16 protein-coding genes are annotated in these 15994 nt (G+C 60.3%); 3 read left to right on the forward strand and 13 right to left on the reverse strand.

Features of this window, described 5'->3' with window-relative positions; all coding sequences use genetic code 11:
- Positions 1–25: 25 nt before the first annotated feature.
- The 5 genes from AB4N64_RS05580 to minC all read right to left on the reverse strand — a co-directional run bounded on the left by AB4N64_RS05580 (position 26) and on the right by minC (position 4006).
- Complete coding sequence (locus tag AB4N64_RS05580; RefSeq protein ID WP_460122686.1) at positions 26–1126, reverse strand: hypothetical protein; 1101 nt, start codon at positions 1124–1126, stop codon at positions 26–28.
- A gap of 49 nt (positions 1127–1175) precedes the next feature.
- On the reverse strand, positions 1176–1811 hold the full coding sequence (locus AB4N64_RS05585) for an RluA family pseudouridine synthase (protein WP_460122688.1): 636 nt from the start codon (positions 1809–1811) through the stop codon (positions 1176–1178).
- 184 nt (positions 1812–1995) lie between these two features.
- Entirely contained in the window at positions 1996–2250 is a 255-nt protein-coding gene (gene minE, locus AB4N64_RS05590) for a cell division topological specificity factor MinE (protein WP_027620024.1), read from the reverse strand.
- Between the two features lie 3 nt (positions 2251–2253).
- Entirely contained in the window at positions 2254–3066 is an 813-nt protein-coding gene (gene minD, locus AB4N64_RS05595) for a septum site-determining protein MinD (RefSeq protein ID WP_460122690.1), read from the reverse strand.
- A gap of 202 nt (positions 3067–3268) precedes the next feature.
- Positions 3269–4006, reverse strand: coding sequence for a septum site-determining protein MinC (gene minC / locus AB4N64_RS05600; RefSeq protein ID WP_460122692.1), 738 nt, complete (start codon positions 4004–4006; stop codon positions 3269–3271).
- 118 nt (positions 4007–4124) lie between these two features.
- Between minC and AB4N64_RS05605 the strand changes: the two genes are divergently transcribed.
- Both AB4N64_RS05605 and AB4N64_RS05610 read left to right on the forward strand, forming a co-directional pair.
- A complete protein-coding gene (locus tag AB4N64_RS05605; RefSeq protein ID WP_460122694.1) occupies positions 4125–5057 on the forward strand; it encodes a lipid A biosynthesis lauroyl acyltransferase in 933 nt (310 codons plus the stop codon).
- A 108-nt stretch (positions 5058–5165) separates the two neighbouring features.
- Positions 5166–6338 carry a patatin-like phospholipase family protein gene (locus AB4N64_RS05610; RefSeq protein WP_460122696.1) on the forward strand — a complete coding sequence of 391 codons (1173 nt, stop codon included), beginning with the start codon at positions 5166–5168 and terminating at the stop codon, positions 6336–6338.
- A gap of 127 nt (positions 6339–6465) precedes the next feature.
- On the opposite strand, the gene AB4N64_RS05615 is transcribed toward AB4N64_RS05610, so the two are convergent.
- The 7 genes from AB4N64_RS05615 to puuE form a co-directional block, all read right to left on the reverse strand.
- Entirely contained in the window at positions 6466–7251 is a 786-nt protein-coding gene (locus AB4N64_RS05615) for an outer membrane protein OmpK (RefSeq protein WP_460122697.1), read from the reverse strand.
- 219 nt (positions 7252–7470) lie between these two features.
- Entirely contained in the window at positions 7471–8826 is a 1356-nt protein-coding gene (locus tag AB4N64_RS05620; RefSeq protein WP_460122699.1) for a nucleobase:cation symporter-2 family protein, read from the reverse strand.
- Positions 8827–9019: 193 nt separating this feature from the next.
- Positions 9020–10324, reverse strand: a complete 1305-nt coding sequence (locus tag AB4N64_RS05625; protein WP_460122701.1) for a urate hydroxylase PuuD — start codon at positions 10322–10324, stop codon at positions 9020–9022.
- A gap of 51 nt (positions 10325–10375) precedes the next feature.
- Positions 10376–10879: an ureidoglycolate lyase gene (locus AB4N64_RS05630; RefSeq protein WP_460122703.1), complete on the reverse strand. Its 504-nt coding sequence runs from the start codon at positions 10877–10879 to the stop codon at positions 10376–10378.
- Positions 10880–11002: 123 nt separating this feature from the next.
- On the reverse strand, positions 11003–11998 hold the full coding sequence (gene alc, locus AB4N64_RS05635) for an allantoicase (protein WP_460122704.1): 996 nt from the start codon (positions 11996–11998) through the stop codon (positions 11003–11005).
- Between the two features lie 86 nt (positions 11999–12084).
- Positions 12085–12600 carry a 2-oxo-4-hydroxy-4-carboxy-5-ureidoimidazoline decarboxylase gene (gene uraD, locus AB4N64_RS05640; RefSeq protein ID WP_460122706.1) on the reverse strand — a complete coding sequence of 172 codons (516 nt, stop codon included), beginning with the start codon at positions 12598–12600 and terminating at the stop codon, positions 12085–12087.
- Positions 12597–13523 (reverse strand): allantoinase PuuE, encoded by a 927-nt coding sequence (gene puuE / locus AB4N64_RS05645; protein ID WP_460122708.1) that lies wholly within the window; start codon positions 13521–13523, stop codon positions 12597–12599. The genes uraD and puuE overlap by 4 nt, the downstream gene beginning before the upstream one ends.
- Positions 13524–13948: 425 nt before the next feature.
- Here puuE and uraH point away from each other — a divergent pair, with 425 nt between their 5' ends.
- Complete coding sequence (gene uraH / locus AB4N64_RS05650; RefSeq protein WP_460122710.1) at positions 13949–14302, forward strand: hydroxyisourate hydrolase; 354 nt, start codon at positions 13949–13951, stop codon at positions 14300–14302.
- A 120-nt stretch (positions 14303–14422) separates the two neighbouring features.
- Here the strand turns inward: uraH and AB4N64_RS05655 are convergent, their stop codons facing one another.
- Positions 14423–15883 carry a hypothetical protein gene (locus tag AB4N64_RS05655; protein WP_460122712.1) on the reverse strand — a complete coding sequence of 487 codons (1461 nt, stop codon included), beginning with the start codon at positions 15881–15883 and terminating at the stop codon, positions 14423–14425.
- Between the last annotated feature and the right edge of the window lie 111 nt (positions 15884–15994).

The raw sequence follows: 15994 nt of genomic DNA on the forward strand, positions 1-15994 counted from the left end.
TTGGGCGTGGTCTTCACCCAACGCATCAACCCCTGTTGACGATCCGCTTTTTCAGGTAAGCCATGATGATCTGCTCATCCTCGGGCTTTTGCGGTCGCGGCAATTGCTGCGGCCATTTGTCTTGATGGGAGCGCAGAAGCGCTTTTTGTCGGGCTCTGTCCCAGCGCAGGATTTCCCGCGAGGCCGATTCCCACCATTCGTGGCGGCAAGCGGCGTAGTACGGATCCTCGGGCACAGCGCTGCCATACAGCAGGTCGCGACCGATCTTCTTCAGCGCGCCTTTGTGCTTGCGCACTTTCCATTTGATTTTCAGGCGCTGCCAGGCAGTCGGGTACGGCTTGATCCGGGGAACATCGCGGCACCATTGCACCAGTTGCGGGCTGAATTGTTCGCCATGCTGCGCAAAGAAGAACTTGTGCATTTCATGGAAAAAGCGTTTTTCCGCGAAGTAGTGGTAGATGTGCCTGTTCGCCTCGCGCACTGGTTTGTCGCGCATGGCGAATGACAGGGCGATCTGCTCGATGGTGTGAACGTCGAATTCACCCCGCGTCCATTCGTCGATGTAGCGGATCGAATCTTCCAGCAATGGCGCATCGGTATCGGTCAGGCCGCAGAGCCCGCTGTTGTACAGTTTGAAGCCGGTGTTTGCGCTGACGCCGTGCGCATGCAGGCACTCGCCGAGCTTGTGGTATTCGGGGCGCTCGCAGACCTCTTGCCATTGGTACTCCAGGCAGTCCATCAGGTACTGCCCGGGCTGGATCTGGCTGAAGATCAGGTTCGGGTCGCGCAGGAACAGCGTGTCGGTGTCGACGAACAGAGTTTTTTCCGCCAGGTGCAGGCCTGCCGCCATGGCGCAGGCCTTGCGGCGATGGTGATAACCGTTTTCGCCTTGCCACCGGGCCAATATCTGCGGGGTCAGGGTGATGGTCTCGACTGGCCAGCCTGCATAGTCCTGCGGGCGATCCGTGAGGATCCTGATGCTCGGCAGCTTGCCGCTCTTTGCGTGGGACAGCGCCGTCAAAATGCTGAACTTGGCTTCGTGCCGGTAAACGGCCTGGTCCCCGTAGATCAGATACAGCAACTGGTTTTGGGTTTTCCTGACGGCAGGGAAATCAGTGCAACTCATCCTTGAATATTCCTTTTGCTAAAGCGAACAACGTCACGACAGGCAGTGCTCAAAACGGTGCCGGGCACTCGAAACGCAAGCGTTCGCCCGTTTGCGGGTGAGTGAAGCTGAGCATGCTTGCGTGCAGGCACAGTCGCGGCCATGCAGCCAACGCCTGCTCATGGGCATAGAGCCCGTCGCCCAGCAACGGGTGACCGATAGAGAGCATGTGCACGCGCAACTGGTGGGAGCGGCCGGTGATCGGCGTCAGTTCCACCCGGCACCAATCGCCGCAGCGCTCGAGAATGCGCCAGAAGGTCAGGGCGTGTTTGCCCTGCTCGTGGTCCACCACGTGGCGTGGCTTGGTGGGGGGATCGTAGCGCAAGGGCAGGTCGATGCTGCCGCTGTCCAGTTCCGGTTGCCCCCAGCAAAGCGCAGTGTAGGCCTTCTCTGTTTCGCGATCGTGAAACTGCCGTGACAGTTCGCGATGGGTGTCCGGGTCGCGGGCCAGCAGGATAATGCCCGAGGTTTCCCAGTCCAGTCGATGGACGATGCGAGCTTCGGGGTAGCCGTTTTCTTGCAGGCGGGTGATCAGGCAGTCCTTGTTGTCGTCGGCCCGGCCAGGAACGGACAGCAACAGGGTCGGTTTATCCACCACCAATACGGCGGCGTCCTGATGGATGATGCGGATGTTGGACAGCGGCATTAAAACAGTCTCGTAACAAACGCCAACGGCGGCGCAGGTTTTCGAGGCTTCCTGTGTGGGAGCGAGCCTGCTCGCGAGGGTGAGTCAGCGGATACCGCATTGACTGACACACTATCGCGAGCAGGCTCGCTCCCACACGAAAAGCCCGAAAGGCCTGAGCCGCCGTGGCTCCAGCCAGGTCGACTCAGCGATCTGGCAGGGTGATATTGAGTTCCAGAATCGAGCAGCTACCCTGGTTCTCCAGGGCGACATGCACGTCATCGGACCCGATATTGACGTACTTGCGGATCACCTCCACCAACTCCTTCTGCAAGGCGGGCAGGTAGTCCGGTGTACTGCGTTGGCCGCGTTCATGCGCCACGATGATCTGTAGACGCTCTTTCGCTACCGACGCGGTGCTTTGCTTTTTGTTGGCACGAAAGAAGTCAAAAAGGTTCATTGTTTAGTTCCCTCCAAACAGGCGCTCGAACCAACCCTTGCGCTGGACCTCAAGGAATCGATGATCGACAGTCTTGCCGAGCAAACGGTCGACGGTATCGCTGTAGGCCTGGCCGGCATCGCTCTGGTCGTCGAGAATCACCGGTACGCCCTGGTTGGAGGCCTTGAGCACCGCCTGGGATTCCGGGATCACGCCGAGCAGGCTCACCGAAAGGATTTCCTTGACGTCTTCTACGCCGAGCATTTCGCCTTTGCTCACCCGCTCCGGGTGGTAACGGGTAATCAGCAGGTGTTCCTTGATCGGGTCTTCACCGCGTTCGGCGCGACGGGACTTGCTGGCCAGCAGGCCGAGCATGCGGTCGGAGTCACGTACCGATGACACTTCAGGGTTGGTCACGACGATCGCCTCATCGGCGAAGTACATGGCCAGGTGGGCGCCTTTCTCGATGCCGGCAGGGGAGTCGCAGACCACGAACTCGAAGTCTTCCTTGAGCTGCATCAGGACTTTTTCCACGCCTTCGACAGTCAGCGCGTCTTTGTCGCGAGTCTGACTGGCGGCCAGTACGTAGAGGTTTTCCAGGCGTTTGTCTTTGATCAGGGCTTGTTGCAGGTTGGCTTCGCCGTTCACCACGTTGACGAAGTCATACACCACGCGACGCTCGCAACCCATGATCAGGTCGAGGTTACGCAAGCCGACGTCGAAGTCGACGATTACAGTCTTGTGGCCGCGCAGTGCGAGGCCGGTACCGATAGCAGCACTGGTGGTGGTCTTACCCACACCACCCTTGCCGGATGTAACCACTAGAATCTTGGCCAAGGTGTTTCACCCCTAAGGAAAAAGGACTTCTGGTCCCTGAAAAACATCTCTTGAAAAAAACGACTACAGTCGGACAGCCTTGGCTGGAATCCGGTCCTGGCCGCGCTTACCGTTGGCAAACACTGGTTTTGACCATTTTCCTACTTCGTTTGAGCCGTTTTCGCTACGTTTTAGAGATGCTTGGAAAATGCGGCAGTATCCGTTAAAGCCGAATGATGTTCAACACATCACCGGACAGGCTGACCTGAACACCCGAACCCCACAAAGGATCGCGGCGCAGATCTTCCGAAACCTTGTAATGGCCGGCGATGGAGATCAGCTCGGCGGTCATCTGCTGACAGAAAATCCTGGCCTTCGTATCACCTTTCACGCCAGCCAGCACGCGACCACGCATCGCGCCGTATACATGGATGTTGCCATCGGCGAGAAGTTCCGCCCCCGGGCTGACCGAAGAGATCACGACCAGGTCGCTGCCCTGGGCATAGATCTGCTGGCCGCCACGTACTGGCGAAGTGATGACTTTGGTCGGTTTGATCGAAGGCTCCGGCGGTTTTTCCGGTTTTTTTGGCGCGGCGACTTCCTGTGGGTCCAGTGCACGCTCACGAGCGCCGGAGGGTGGCAATACCGGCAGGTCGACGGCAATGGCCGCCGCGATGTCTTCGATGCGGCTGGCGCGGATGGCCAGGGTGCGCAGCCCATGCTGGCGGCAGATGCGCATCAGGCCTGGCAGATCGACCGTACCTTCGCCGGCCGGGAGTTTGTCCAGTGCCAGGACCAGCGGCGCGTTACTGAAGAAACCAGGCGCCTGGGCGACCTTGGCGGCCAGTTGCCGATCGAGGCTGTCGAGGTCGTTGCGGGCCAGTTCCAGCACGGTAATGGCCAGCATGCTGCCCTTTAACTGGAACACGGGATCCTGGTCTTGCGATTCGATTTGGCTCATGGTCGGCATACAACGGCTTGTCGCTAAAAGTGCCGAGACTTATAACGAGAACGCTCGCCAGCCGCAAGCCGGGTCGAACGATGTAGAATGCGCGGCCACTGTCTTTGCGGAACATTTAATGGATCGCCCGAGTTTTAAAAAAACATTTCTGATGCCGCGTTTCTGGCCGCTGTGGTGCGGCCTGGGACTGTTGTGGCTGATCGTCCAATTGCCTTACCCGGCGTTGCTGTTCATTGGTCGCGTGCTGGGGGCCCTGATGTATCGCGTGGCCGGTGACCGGCGGAGTATTGCACGACGTAATCTCGAGCTGTGCTTCCCGGAAAAGTCCGCCGCCGAGCGCAAGCGCCTGCTCAAGGAGAACTTCGCGTCGACTGGCATTGCTTTCTTTGAAATGGCCATGAGCTGGTGGTGGTCGCGCGAGCGCCTGGCAAAACTCGCCCATGTGGAAGGGCTTGAGCACCTGCAAAAGGCCCAGCGCGAAGGCAAGGGCGTGATCCTGATGGCTGTGCACTTCACCACCCTTGAAATCGGCGCGGCGCTGCTGGGGCAGCAGCACACCATCGACGGCATGTACCGCGAGCATAAAAACCCATTGTTCGATTACGTACAGCGCAACGGGCGCGAGCGCCACAACCTCGACTCGCTGGCCGTGGAACGTGAGGATGTGCGCGGCATGCTCAAGCTGCTGCGGGCTGGCCGGGCGATCTGGTACGCACCGGATCAGGACTACGGCGCCAAGCAGAGCATCTTCGTGCCGTTGTTCGGCATCCAGGCCGCGACGGTGACCGCTACCAGCAAGTTTGCCCGGCTGGGCAAGGCCCTGGTGGTGCCGTTCACCCAGGAGCGTCTGGCGGACGGCAGCGGTTATCGACTGGTGATCCATCCACCGCTGGAAGGCTTCCCTGGCGAGACCGAAGAAGAGGACTGCCTGCACATCAACCAGTGGATCGAGGGCGTACTGCGCGATTGCCCGGAGCAATACCTGTGGGCGCACCGCCGTTTCAAGAGCCGCCCACCGGGCGAGCCCAAACTCTACGCCAAACGCGATTGACCTTGCGTCCCCTGCAGGAGCGAGCACGCTCGCGATGGACGACAGACACCGCGGGGCGTCTGGCTGTATGGCAAGTAACATCCGATCCCGCCACATGGAGTGTTGTGAATGAGTCGAGGCGAACCGGTTACAGGCTTGATCCTCTCCGGCGGTGGATCTCGGGCGGCCTATCAGGTCGGAGTGCTGGCGGCCATCGCCGAACTCCTGCCGTTGGGTGCAGACAACCCGTTCCCAGTGATCGTAGGCACCTCCGCCGGGGCAATCAACGCGGTCAGCCTGGCCAGCGGCGCGACTGATTTCCGTAGCGCCATCGAGCGCCTCACTGCCTTCTGGCAGGGCTTTCGCAGCCATCTGGTCCTGCGCAGCGACTGGCCGGGAGTGATCCGCCAGGCCAGCCGTTTTGTAGGGCACAGCTTATTGGGGCTGGGTTCCCAGGTCCCGGTGGCGTTGCTCAACAGCTCGCCGCTGCGTGACTTGCTCAACGAAAAGCTGCACATGGGCGGCATCGCCGAGTCCATCTCGCAACAACAATTGAAAGCCGTGGCGGTCACCGCTTTCGGTTATGAGTCTGGCCAGGCGGTGACCTTTTATCAGGGCGGCGGCACCATCGACGCCTGGCTGCGGCATCGGCGCATCGGCGTGCCGGCGCAATTGTCCGTGGAGCACTTGCTCGCCAGTTCAGCGATCCCGCTGCTGTTCGCCCCGGTGAAGATCGGCGAAGAGTTTTTTGGCGATGGCGCGGTGCGCCAGTCGGCGCCGATCAGTCCGGCCCTGCACCTGGGTGCCAGTCGCGTGCTGGTGGTGGGGGTGAGCGGCAACCCCCGGGGCGTCGATCCCGACCAACCGCTGCAACGCGCCTACACCGGGCAGCAACCCACCCTGGCGCAGATCGGCGGGCACATGCTCAACAGCACGTTCATTGACAGCCTGGAAAGCGACATCGAACTCTTGCAGCGCTTGAACCAGTTCAGCCACCTCATGCCTGATGGCACGCCGGTGCGCACGCTGGGGGTGGCGCCTGTAGAGGTGTTGGTGATTTCCCCGAGTCAGCCGATCGATGAAATCGCTGCACGTCACCGCCAGGAAATGCCGGCGGCACTGCGCCTGTTCCTGCGCGGTCCGGGGGCGACGAAGACGAGTGGGGCAGGGGTGTTGAGTTATCTGTTGTTCGAGGCGGGGTATTGCAGCGAATTGATCGACTTGGGACGGCGCGATGCGCTGGCCAAGAAAGATGAGTTGTGCAGGTTTCTGGGATTGCCTGAGCCGGTTCTATCGGCCTGATACCTGCGGTGCGGCCATGTTGATCGTTCCCACGCTCTGCGTTCGGCTTTTGATGGGCCGCAGAGCGTCCCGGGATGCATTCCCACGCGGAGCGTGGGAACGATCAGTACAGGGGCAAGGCGTCAGATCAGAAGTGCACCTTGACCAGGAAGCTGGTCACGCTCTGGTCGGTCTTGAAGCCTTCGCTGTCCTCGATCCCGTACTTGTTCTTCCAGTAGTCGTATTCGACACCCACATACAACTGCTTCTCGCCCAGGTTCAGCGCCTTGCCCAGGTCGTACTTGATCTGCGGGTTGAAGTGCAGGTTGGCGTGGTATTCGCCTTTTTTGTTGACGTCGTTGTCGACCACCCAGTCCATGAAACCGTCGATCAGGATGTTCGAGCCGCCCACCGGGATGGTGTAGGACCAGACCGGCGTGATCTGCCAGACATCGTCACCCGCACGGCTGCCTTCGGTGTGGCGGTTGTAGAAGTTGAGTTGGAAATAGTCGAAGCCGGGAATGGCCAGGTCGAAGCCCGGGCCGATCAGGTACGACTCGGTGTCGTTTTCACCGAACTCATAGGTCATGGCCAGCAGCACGTCCTTGACCGGGCCGAACTCGAGTTTCTGGTCGAAGATCTTGCCGAACGACAGGCGTGGGCTGAACTCGCCGTAGTGAGTGTTCTCGCCGGCAAAGGCGTCTTCCTTGCCGTTGTAGAAAATCTTGTCGATGAAGAAGAAGTTGTCGCCGTATTTCCAGCCATCGGCGTGTTCGAACGTTACCGTCTGCTGAATGCGCGGGTTGACCTGGAAGTCCTTGCCATACAGGTAGGTCAGGCTGTTGTCCTGCCATTGCAGCAAATCGCCGGCCATGGCCTGGCCACCGGCCAGGAGGGATCCGGCCAGCATCAGGCTGGTGCACGTACGTTTCATTCGGTTGCTCCCAAAAGGTAGGTGTTTCACGTAGTTTTTTTGAAGTCAGCGCTCTGGTGCGGCGCTTTTTTTTGTGGCGTTAAATCGGCGGTTTTTTCAATGCGGATTCGGGCGGCCGCGGAGAATACTGACTAGTTGGCCAGGTCTCAAGTGTCATGCGGCCGCCATTGCCCGCGGTGTTGCTGATTGCAGTGCGAGGGTGCTCGCGCCTGCAGAGGATCAGGTGTGTTCAGTGGCCAGGTTGTTCGCTGCCCGCTCCCGGCCACCGAGGATGTTGAATAGCAGGTTGAGCATGAGCGCGCTGATCGTGGCCATGGCGATACCGCTGTGGGTGATCGGGCTCATCCATAACGGCAGATGGGCGAAAAACTCCGGACGCACCACCGGGATCAGGCCCATGCCGATGCTGACGGCCACCAGCAACTGGTTGCGCCGGTCGACAATGTCGGCCTCCTGAAGAATTTTGATGCCCGTAGCGGCGACCATGCCGAACATTGCAATCGCTGCTCCGCCGAGCACCGCCGGCGGAATCGAGGCCACCAGGAATGCAGCCTTGGGCAGCAGGCTGAGGACGATCAGCAAGCCGCCGGCGACGATGGTCACCGAACGGCAGCGCACACCGGTCATTTGCACCAGACCGATGTTCTGGGCGAACGAGGAGTGGGTGAAGGTGTTGAAGAACCCGGCGAAGAACGATGCGCCGGCATCACACAGCAGGCCGCGACGCAGCATCCGGGGGCAGACTTCCTGGCCGGTGATCTTGCCCAGTGCCAGGAACATGCCGGTGGACTCGACGAAGATGATCACCACCACCAGGCACATCGACAGGATTGGCGCGAGCTCGAACTTGGGCACGCCGAAATGCAGCGGGGTGACCACTTGCAACAACGGCGCCCGGGCCATTCCACTCAGGTCGACCATGCCGATCACGCCGCAAACGGCGTAGCCCAGGCACATGCCGATCAGCACGGAAATGTTGACCCAGAACCCGCGCATGAAACGATGGACCAACAGGATGGTGGCCAGCACCAGTGCAGCGATGGCCAGGTAGATGGGCGAGCCGAATTGCACATTGCCTGCGCCGCCGCCCGCCCAATTCACGGCGACGGGGAACAGCGACAAACCGATCGAGGTGATCACTGTGCCAGTCACGAGCGGCGGGAAGAAACGCACGACTTTGGACATGAAGGGTGCGATGAGCATGCCGAAGAAACCGGCGGCGATGGTGGCACCGAAAATTCCTTGCAGGCCGATACCGGGCATGCCCGCCATGGCGACCATGCTGCCGACAGCGGCAAAACTGGCACCCATCATGACCGGCATGCGGATGCCCATGGGACCGATACCCAGGGATTGCACGATGGTCGCAATGCCGGCCACCAGCAGGTCGGCATTGATCAGGAAGGCGATTTCTTCACGATTCAGGCCTGCAGCCTGTCCGATGATCAACGGCACCGCGATGGCACCGCCGTACATGAGCAAGACGTGTTGCAGACCGACCAGGATCAGTTGCAAAAGGGGCAAGCGCTGGATGGCGGGTGCGTCGGGGATGCGTGCTTTGGAGAGCTCGGACATGCAACACCTCGGATCTTTTTTATTCTTGTGTGTTTTGCATCAAGCAGCCCCGGTGGGAGCGGCGGTGCGACGATTCGACTTGCTCGCGAACGCGTCAGGTCAGGCAATGTGATGTTGAATCCATTGACCTCATCGCGAGCAAGCTCGCTCCTACAGGGGGATTGCGTTTCCTGGGGGAGCGAGCTTTTACGGCTTAATTGGTCTGCGCACCCTGGACAATCCACGCCCCAATCAAATCACGCTCTTGTTGGGTCATTTGGGTGATGTTGCCCAGCGGCATGATCTGGGTGGCAACCGCCTGGGCCTGGATCCGCGCCGCGTTCTGGCGGATCTGCTCGGGGGTGTCGAACATCACGCCGGCCGGCGCCGCGCTGAACAGCGGGCTGGTCGGTTTGGCCGAGTGGCATACCGCGCAACGTTCCTGAATCACACTGTGTACCTTGTCGAAGCCAGGGCCGGCATTGGATGCCTGTGCCGGAGCCGCGGCAGGTGCTTGTGCAGGTTTGGCTTCGGCCGGTTTCAACCCTCCGCCCACTGCTGTTTCCGGCAAAGGCTGGTACTCGATGGCTGCGGGTGCCTTGGCCACTTCCGGGGCGCTGGACATCGGCTTCGGACCGGTCACGTAGGCCAGGCAGATCATGCCCACCGCTGCCACCGGCAGGGTCCAGGCGAATTTGTGGCTGTCATGGCGGGTGTTGAAGTAATGACGCACCAGCACCGCAAAAATCGCGATCCCGGCCAGGATCAACCAGTTGTACTGGCTGCCGTAGGTGCTCGGGAAGTGGTTGCTGATCATGATGAACAGCACTGGCAGGGTGAAGTAGTTGTTGTGACGCGAACGCAGCAGGCCCTTGGCTGGCAGTGCAGGGTCTGGCGTGCGATTCTCGGCGATCGCCGCGACCAATGCACGTTGCGCCGGCATGATGATGCGGAATACGTTGCCGACCATGATGGTGCCGATGAGCGCGCCAACGTGCAGGTACGCACCACGGCCACTGAACACCTTGCTGAAGCCGTAGGCGGCGCCGATGATCAGCACGAACAGGATGAAACCGAGCAGGGCAGGGCGTTTGCCCAGGGCCGAGTCGCAAAGGAATGAGTAGACGAACCAGCCGATGAACAGCGAGCCAAGACCGATGGCCACGCCTTCAGGGCCGCTCAGGGTGCTGCCCGGAGCCAACAGGTAAAGCGTCGGATTGGCGTAGAACACCACGCACAGCAGCGCGATCCCCGACATCCAGGTGAAATAGGCTTCCCATTTGAACCAGTGCAGGTTATCCGGCATTGAGGGAGGGGCCAGTTTGTATTTTTCCAGGTGATAGATGCCGCCGCCGTGAATCGCCCACAAGTCGCCAGCCAGACCGCTCTTCGGGTTGACCCGGTTGAGGTTGTTTTCCAACCAGACGAAATAGAACGACGCGCCGATCCAGGCCACACCGGTAATCATATGAACCCAGCGAATGCTCAGGTTCAGCCATTCCAACAGATGTGCTTCCACAGTCTTTACCTCTCGCCTGTCACTCTTGTTGTCGAGTGATCAGACCTTCTCTTATTGGTGGGGGGCGAGGATCAAACGCTCATCCTCTTTGAAGAAATGCTCATCGCAGTTATTGCCTGTGCCACTGCGATCAACCACCAGGAAGTCATCCCGCTTTTCGATCGTCAGCACCGGGTGGTGCCAAACGCCGCGATGGTAATTGATGCCCTGCCTGCCGTTGGTGACGAAGGCGCGGACCAAACCTGATACAGGTGCATCGCCAAGGGGCGCGACCACGATCAGAAAGGGATTGCCGAGCAGCGGAATGAAAGCCTGGCTGCCCAGCGGATGGCGCTCCAGCATGCTCACGGTCAGCGGCATGTCCTGCGCGTCGGCGCGGAAGATGCTGATGATCGCGGTGTCCTCTGGCGTGGCGGTCTCGACCGTCGCCAGTTTGTGAAAGCGCATGGTCGAACCGTTGTTGATCATGAAGTGGTCGCTGCCGTCGGTTTCGATCACGTCACCGAAAGGGGCGAAGGCTTCTTTGGTCAGCGGTTCAATCATCAGTGTGCGCATGCTGTTTTTTTCCGAATTCTATTTTGACTGTTCTATTGCTATCGCGGGCAAGCCCGCTCCTACAGGGGGTGTGGCGTTCAGGTCGTCTGTAGGAGCGGGTTTGCCCTCGATTGGGTTCAACGCTTACTTCGCGACCTTGCCCAAAACACGCAAACGACTGACCCCACCATCCGGGAACACATTCAGGCGGATGTGGGTGATCGGGCCCAGGGCCTTGATCTGCTCGGCGAACGTGTGTTCGGCGTGCATTTCCAGCTTCTGGCTTGGCAGCAGTTCGCGCCAGAACAACGACTGGGTTTCGATCTGGCTGTCGGTTCCGCCTTTCACGAACGCGCCCTGGATCGAGCAACTGTCCGGGTAGTTGCCCTTGAAGTGCAGGGTGTCGACGATGACTTTCTCGACTTCACCGGCATGGCCCAGGGCGACGATCACCCAGTCATTGCCAGGCGTGCGACGACGCGCGGTTTCCCAGCCATCGCCCATGTTGATGCCACGGCCCGGGTTCAGGATGTTGCTCATGCGGCCGAAGTGTTCGTCGGAGCAGGCGAGGGCGCGGCCACCGTTGAGGGCTGCGGCCAGGTCGACCTGTTCGTTGTCGCCAATCGCCGACCAGTCGCGGAATGGCACGCCGTACACGCGCAGGCGGGCCACACCGCCATCCGGGTAGATGTTGAAGCGCAGGTGACTGAAGGCCTGTTCGTTGTTGATTTCGTGGTAGTGGTGGCTGTTGCCCTGCAGTTCGACGGCCGACAGCACTTCAGTCCACTGGGTGTTTTCGTCTGGCTCGCCTTCGGCCAGGAAGCAGGCTTCCAGGGAGGCCGACGGAGGGAAATTGCCGGTGAAGAATGAGGTGTCGATGTCCACGCCCTTGATCGAGCCCGGCACGCCGAGGCGGATTACCGCGCTGTCGTAACCTTCGAAGCGCTTGCGGCGCGACTCCCATCCGTCCATCCACTTGCCGTTGTCATCGAACACGCCTTCCTTCCACACGGCCGGGGTCGGTTGAAACAGGCGGTTGGCGTCGGCGAACCAGTCATCGGTGACCGAGATGATTTTGGTGCCCAGGCGGGCGTCGGCCAGGTTGACGAACTTCTCGAAAGGTACGGCGTAAGCTTTCATTCTTCTTGTCTGCCTTTAATAAGTTGGCTTGGGATGCTCGCGGTGCCCTGGGTATCTTCGCGTTCTGGATACTCGGGCAAGGCTTGCTATAGGGTCAGTAATCGGAACAGGGCAATCTTGTTGATCTCTGCCAGCGCGCACTTGAACTCGGTGTCGACCGGGTTGTGGATGCGCGTTTCGAACGCCGCCAGGATCTGATGCCGGTTGCTGCCTTTTACCGCCATGATGAAGGGAAACTTGAACTTGGCCTTGTAGGCGTCGTTCAGCTCGGTGAAGCGTTGGAACTCTTCGGCCGTGCATTGGTGAATACCGGCGCCAGCCTGTTCGTTGGTGCTGGCTTCGGTAAGCTGGCCCTGGACGGCCGCTTTGCCGGCCAGGTCCGGGTGAGCGTTGATCAGGGCCAGTTGGCTGGCATGATCGGCGCTCAACAGGATGTCGCTCATGCGCTGGTGCAGGGTTTCGATCTGGTCGATCGACGCGTCCTGGCCCAGGTCGAAGGCCTTTTCGGCGACCCATGGCGAGTGTTCGTAGATGTCGGCAAAAGCGGCGACAAAGGCGTCGCGGCTCAAAGTCGACGGTTTGACAGTTTGAAAGGTGCTCATTGGGCAGACCCTTTGTACGGGTGGGTTTGATGCCAGTGGCGGGCGATGTCGACGCGGCGGCTGAACCACACCTGTTCATGACTTTTAGCGTATTCGATAAAGCGCTTGAGCGATGCCAGGCGCGCCGGACGGCCGATCAGTCGGCAGTGCAGGCCGATCGACAGCATCTTCGGGGCGTCTGCCCCTTCGGCGTACAGCACGTCGAAGGCGTCCTTGAGGTATTCGAAGAAATCGTCGCCCTTGTTGAAACCCTGAACCTGGGTGAAACGCATGTCGTTGGTGTCCAGGGTGTACGGGATCACCAGGTGCGGCTTGCCGGTCGGGGTGTTCGGTTCCCAGTAGGGCAGGTCGTCGTCGTAGGTGTCGCTGTCATAGAGGAAACCGCCTTCTTCCATGACCAGGCGACGGGTGTTCGGGCCGGTGCGGCCGGTGTACCAGCCCAGTGGGCGCTCGCCGGTGATCTCGGTGAGGATGCGGATCGCCTCGAGCATGTGCTCGCGCTCCTGGGCTTCATCCATGTACTGGTAGTCGATCCAGCGGTAGCCATGGCTGCAGATTTCGTGACCGGCCTCAACCATCGCGCGGATCACATCCGGGTGGCGTTGGGCGGCCATGGCCACGGCGAAGACGGTCAGGGGGATGTCGTACTCCCTGAACAGTTTAAGAATCCGCCAGACGCCGGTACGGCTGCCATACTCGTAAAGCGATTCCATGCTCATGTTGCGTGCGCCCTGTAGGGGCTGCGCCGCCACCATTTCCGAGAGGAAGGCTTCGGATTCCTTGTCACCGTGCAGGATGTTGCGTTCGCCGCCTTCCTCGTAATTGAGCACGAACGACAAGGCGATACGGGCGTTGCCCGGCCAGTGTGGGTGCGGAGGGTTACTGCCGTAACCGATCAGGTCGCGAGGATAGTCAGCGCTCACTGCAGTGTTCCTTCTTGTTCGTGGGTTGCGTGGCGTGCCGTTCAATGAGTGGATCAGGCCGGCGTCACTGCGATGGAGTGATTGTATACAACTTATTATTCAATTTGTAAGCCCACTTTTTTGCATTTTTTTCGTCGACACCCGTCTGATGCCGATGAAACACCCTAGCAAAAAAGCTGCCCACTTGGTCAGCTTCTTGATGAAAGGTCCGCTAGGGTTAAGGTTCAAGGCACATGGCAGCTTAAAGGCGAGGTACGTTTTCTCGTGCAAAAAAAGGATGTTTTTATTGTGTACAATTTCATCCTGAAGTGTCTTAATTAATCACTCGCCGCAGCTTTCCGCGCTCCGGAATGGTGCGGGCTCCTTTCAACTGACTTCGGGAGGCGCGTGACCTGACTGCTTCAGGTAGCAGGCGCGCAGAATCAATGGGACGTTTGACGACACACGTTTTGGACGCTGCACACGGTTGCCCGGGCAGTGCAATCAAGATCGAGTTGTACCGCGTGGAAGGCGCGCAGCTGGAGCTGGTTGCCAGCGCGGTCACCAACAGCGATGGCCGCGTCGATGCACCGTTGCTGCAAGGTGATGACTATCGCACCGGCGTTTATCAGGTGCAGTTCCACGCCGGTGATTACTACCGCGCCCGTGGCGTGCAACTGCCGGAGCCGGCTTTCCTGGACGTGGTAGTGCTGCGCTTCGGTATTTCTGCCGAACAGGACCACTACCATGTGCCTTTGCTGATTTCTCCATACAGCTATTCCACGTATCGAGGAAGCTGATCCCCCAAGCAGCTTCCTCTACCTTGAAGCGACTGCGCATAGAGCTTCTTTGGTTTTTAGCCCGCCCACACTGCGGGCTTTTTTTGGCCTGCAGATATCGCCGGATGATCGGCGTGGCGACTATTTCCTGGGGTCATCGGTGCGCATGATGAACACGGAGCTGTCGCGATTCTGCAAAACGTGGCTGCCGCCCTTGAGCCAGATTACTTTGCCCGATGCATCCGCCTCCTGGAGGGCTTGCATGGCCGGTCGTCCGATCAGTTCCGGCAACCGGGCAGGCAGCAGCCCGTCGTTGGCGTTTTCGGCGATGTGCACGCGCTTGCCATGCACACGATGCAAGGTCATATGGAACAGAAAATCATGCCCCGCGCGCTCGAACACCAGTGCGGCGAAAGTCTGCGCGGAGGTGGGCTCGAACACCGAATAGCCGTGGCTGATCAACAGGCTCCTCATGAAGCGCTTGAGGTCGCCGGCATATTGAGTGGTGGTCAGGTAGTCCCATTCCCGGGGGAATTTTTCCGGATCGAAAGACAGTCGCGACAACGGCCCCAGGTCAGCGGGGTTGGGCAGGTCGAGGATGCGCGCCGTGCCGTTGCCCGGTGTCATGGGCTTGATCGGCAACATGAGCAGCGGGTCGGACAGTTCCGGCCGGGGCGTAGGGGTCGAGTTTTTCCAGTCGTTGAACACTTGCCGCAGCGCGGTCATCCCGGCCTCGGTGGCGGTGTCCGCACCGTTGGCGAGAATGAACTGCCGCCTGGCGATATTCTGGATAGAGGCCTCGTTCAGCCCTGGAAACTGCAGGCCGACGGAGTCACTCAGTGTCCGCTCGAAGGGGGGCGTCGGGTCCAGCTGCCAGTGCTGGCTCGGCGGAACCTGGATGGCACCTCGGGGTTGCTGGTCGGGAGAGTGCCGCAGGACGGCCTGTAGCAGGTCGAAGTCGTAGACCGCATGCCCAGGGTTCTTGATGTAGGCGATGGGATGGTCTGGCGGGTTACCGCGTGGCAGTGTCCTGTAGCAAATGTTGTCGATGTAGATGTCCTGGGGTGACGCCTGTTGCGGGGAAATCCCCCATCTTTCCCATGGCGTGGAAGCCGCCAGCACCTGGCGCCATTGATGCGTACCCGGCACGCGCTCGAGCCTGGGGCCGGAGGGCACCAGCTCCGACGGTTGTCGGGCTCGGGGGTGGCCCAGGGAATCGGTCCCCAGCAGCACCGTGCCGCCCCCTGCAAGGTCGATGTAATGGCGCCCGGAAACGATGGATCGCAGCCCGGTTTTCGGATCCGGGGCGGGCAGCCGCTGCACCAGCCCGGGGGGCAGGAAATAGTTGCTGATGGGGTGGTCCACAGAGACGCGGGTCACCTGGGTCTCGGGCGGAAGATCGCTGATGGTCACGACTGCTGCCTGGCTGTCGGGTGTTTGCGGGTGTCCGGTCGATGGGTGACCCGCGAGTGGGTCGAGGCCTTGATCCGGCCAGCGACCGGGACGCGTGGGCAAGTAATCCGGTGCCCGGTCGCGGGGGATCGGTACGCCTTCGACCGAAGGAGCAGGCGTTTTAGGGCGAAGGGGGTTCTTGGGTCTCATGGAGGCCGTGTTCTCGTGAATGGGGATGAACGTCGAGGGGGTCGACTGCAGGGCCTGGGCGGTTGGTCACCCAGGCTGATCTCGCCGATGCGTCGGCGAGCGTCAAGGCGC

The sequence above is a fragment of the Pseudomonas sp. S2_C03 genome, from assembly GCF_054668405.1.

Excerpts from the sequence above, each read along its gene's own strand:
- AB4N64_RS05580 (WP_460122686.1), bottom strand. The coding sequence starts at position 1,126 with ATGAGTTGCACTGATTTCCCTGCCGTCAGGAAAACCCAAAACCAGTTG.
- AB4N64_RS05585 (WP_460122688.1), bottom strand. The coding sequence starts at position 1,811 with ATGCCGCTGTCCAACATCCGCATCATCCATCAGGACGCCGCCGTATTG.
- minE (WP_027620024.1), bottom strand. The coding sequence starts at position 2,250 with ATGAACCTTTTTGACTTCTTTCGTGCCAACAAAAAGCAAAGCACCGCG.
- minC (WP_460122692.1), bottom strand. The coding sequence starts at position 4,006 with ATGAGCCAAATCGAATCGCAAGACCAGGATCCCGTGTTCCAGTTAAAG.
- AB4N64_RS05605 (WP_460122694.1), top strand. The coding sequence starts at position 4,125 with ATGGATCGCCCGAGTTTTAAAAAAACATTTCTGATGCCGCGTTTCTGG.
- AB4N64_RS05610 (WP_460122696.1), top strand. The coding sequence starts at position 5,166 with ATGAGTCGAGGCGAACCGGTTACAGGCTTGATCCTCTCCGGCGGTGGA.
- AB4N64_RS05615 (WP_460122697.1), bottom strand. The coding sequence starts at position 7,251 with ATGAAACGTACGTGCACCAGCCTGATGCTGGCCGGATCCCTCCTGGCC.
- AB4N64_RS05620 (WP_460122699.1), bottom strand. The coding sequence starts at position 8,826 with ATGTCCGAGCTCTCCAAAGCACGCATCCCCGACGCACCCGCCATCCAG.
- AB4N64_RS05630 (WP_460122703.1), bottom strand. The coding sequence starts at position 10,879 with ATGCGCACACTGATGATTGAACCGCTGACCAAAGAAGCCTTCGCCCCT.
- alc (WP_460122704.1), bottom strand. The coding sequence starts at position 11,998 with ATGAAAGCTTACGCCGTACCTTTCGAGAAGTTCGTCAACCTGGCCGAC.
- uraD (WP_460122706.1), bottom strand. The coding sequence starts at position 12,600 with ATGAGCACCTTTCAAACTGTCAAACCGTCGACTTTGAGCCGCGACGCC.
- uraH (WP_460122710.1), top strand. The coding sequence starts at position 13,949 with ATGGGACGTTTGACGACACACGTTTTGGACGCTGCACACGGTTGCCCG.
- AB4N64_RS05655 (WP_460122712.1), bottom strand. The coding sequence starts at position 15,883 with ATGAGACCCAAGAACCCCCTTCGCCCTAAAACGCCTGCTCCTTCGGTC.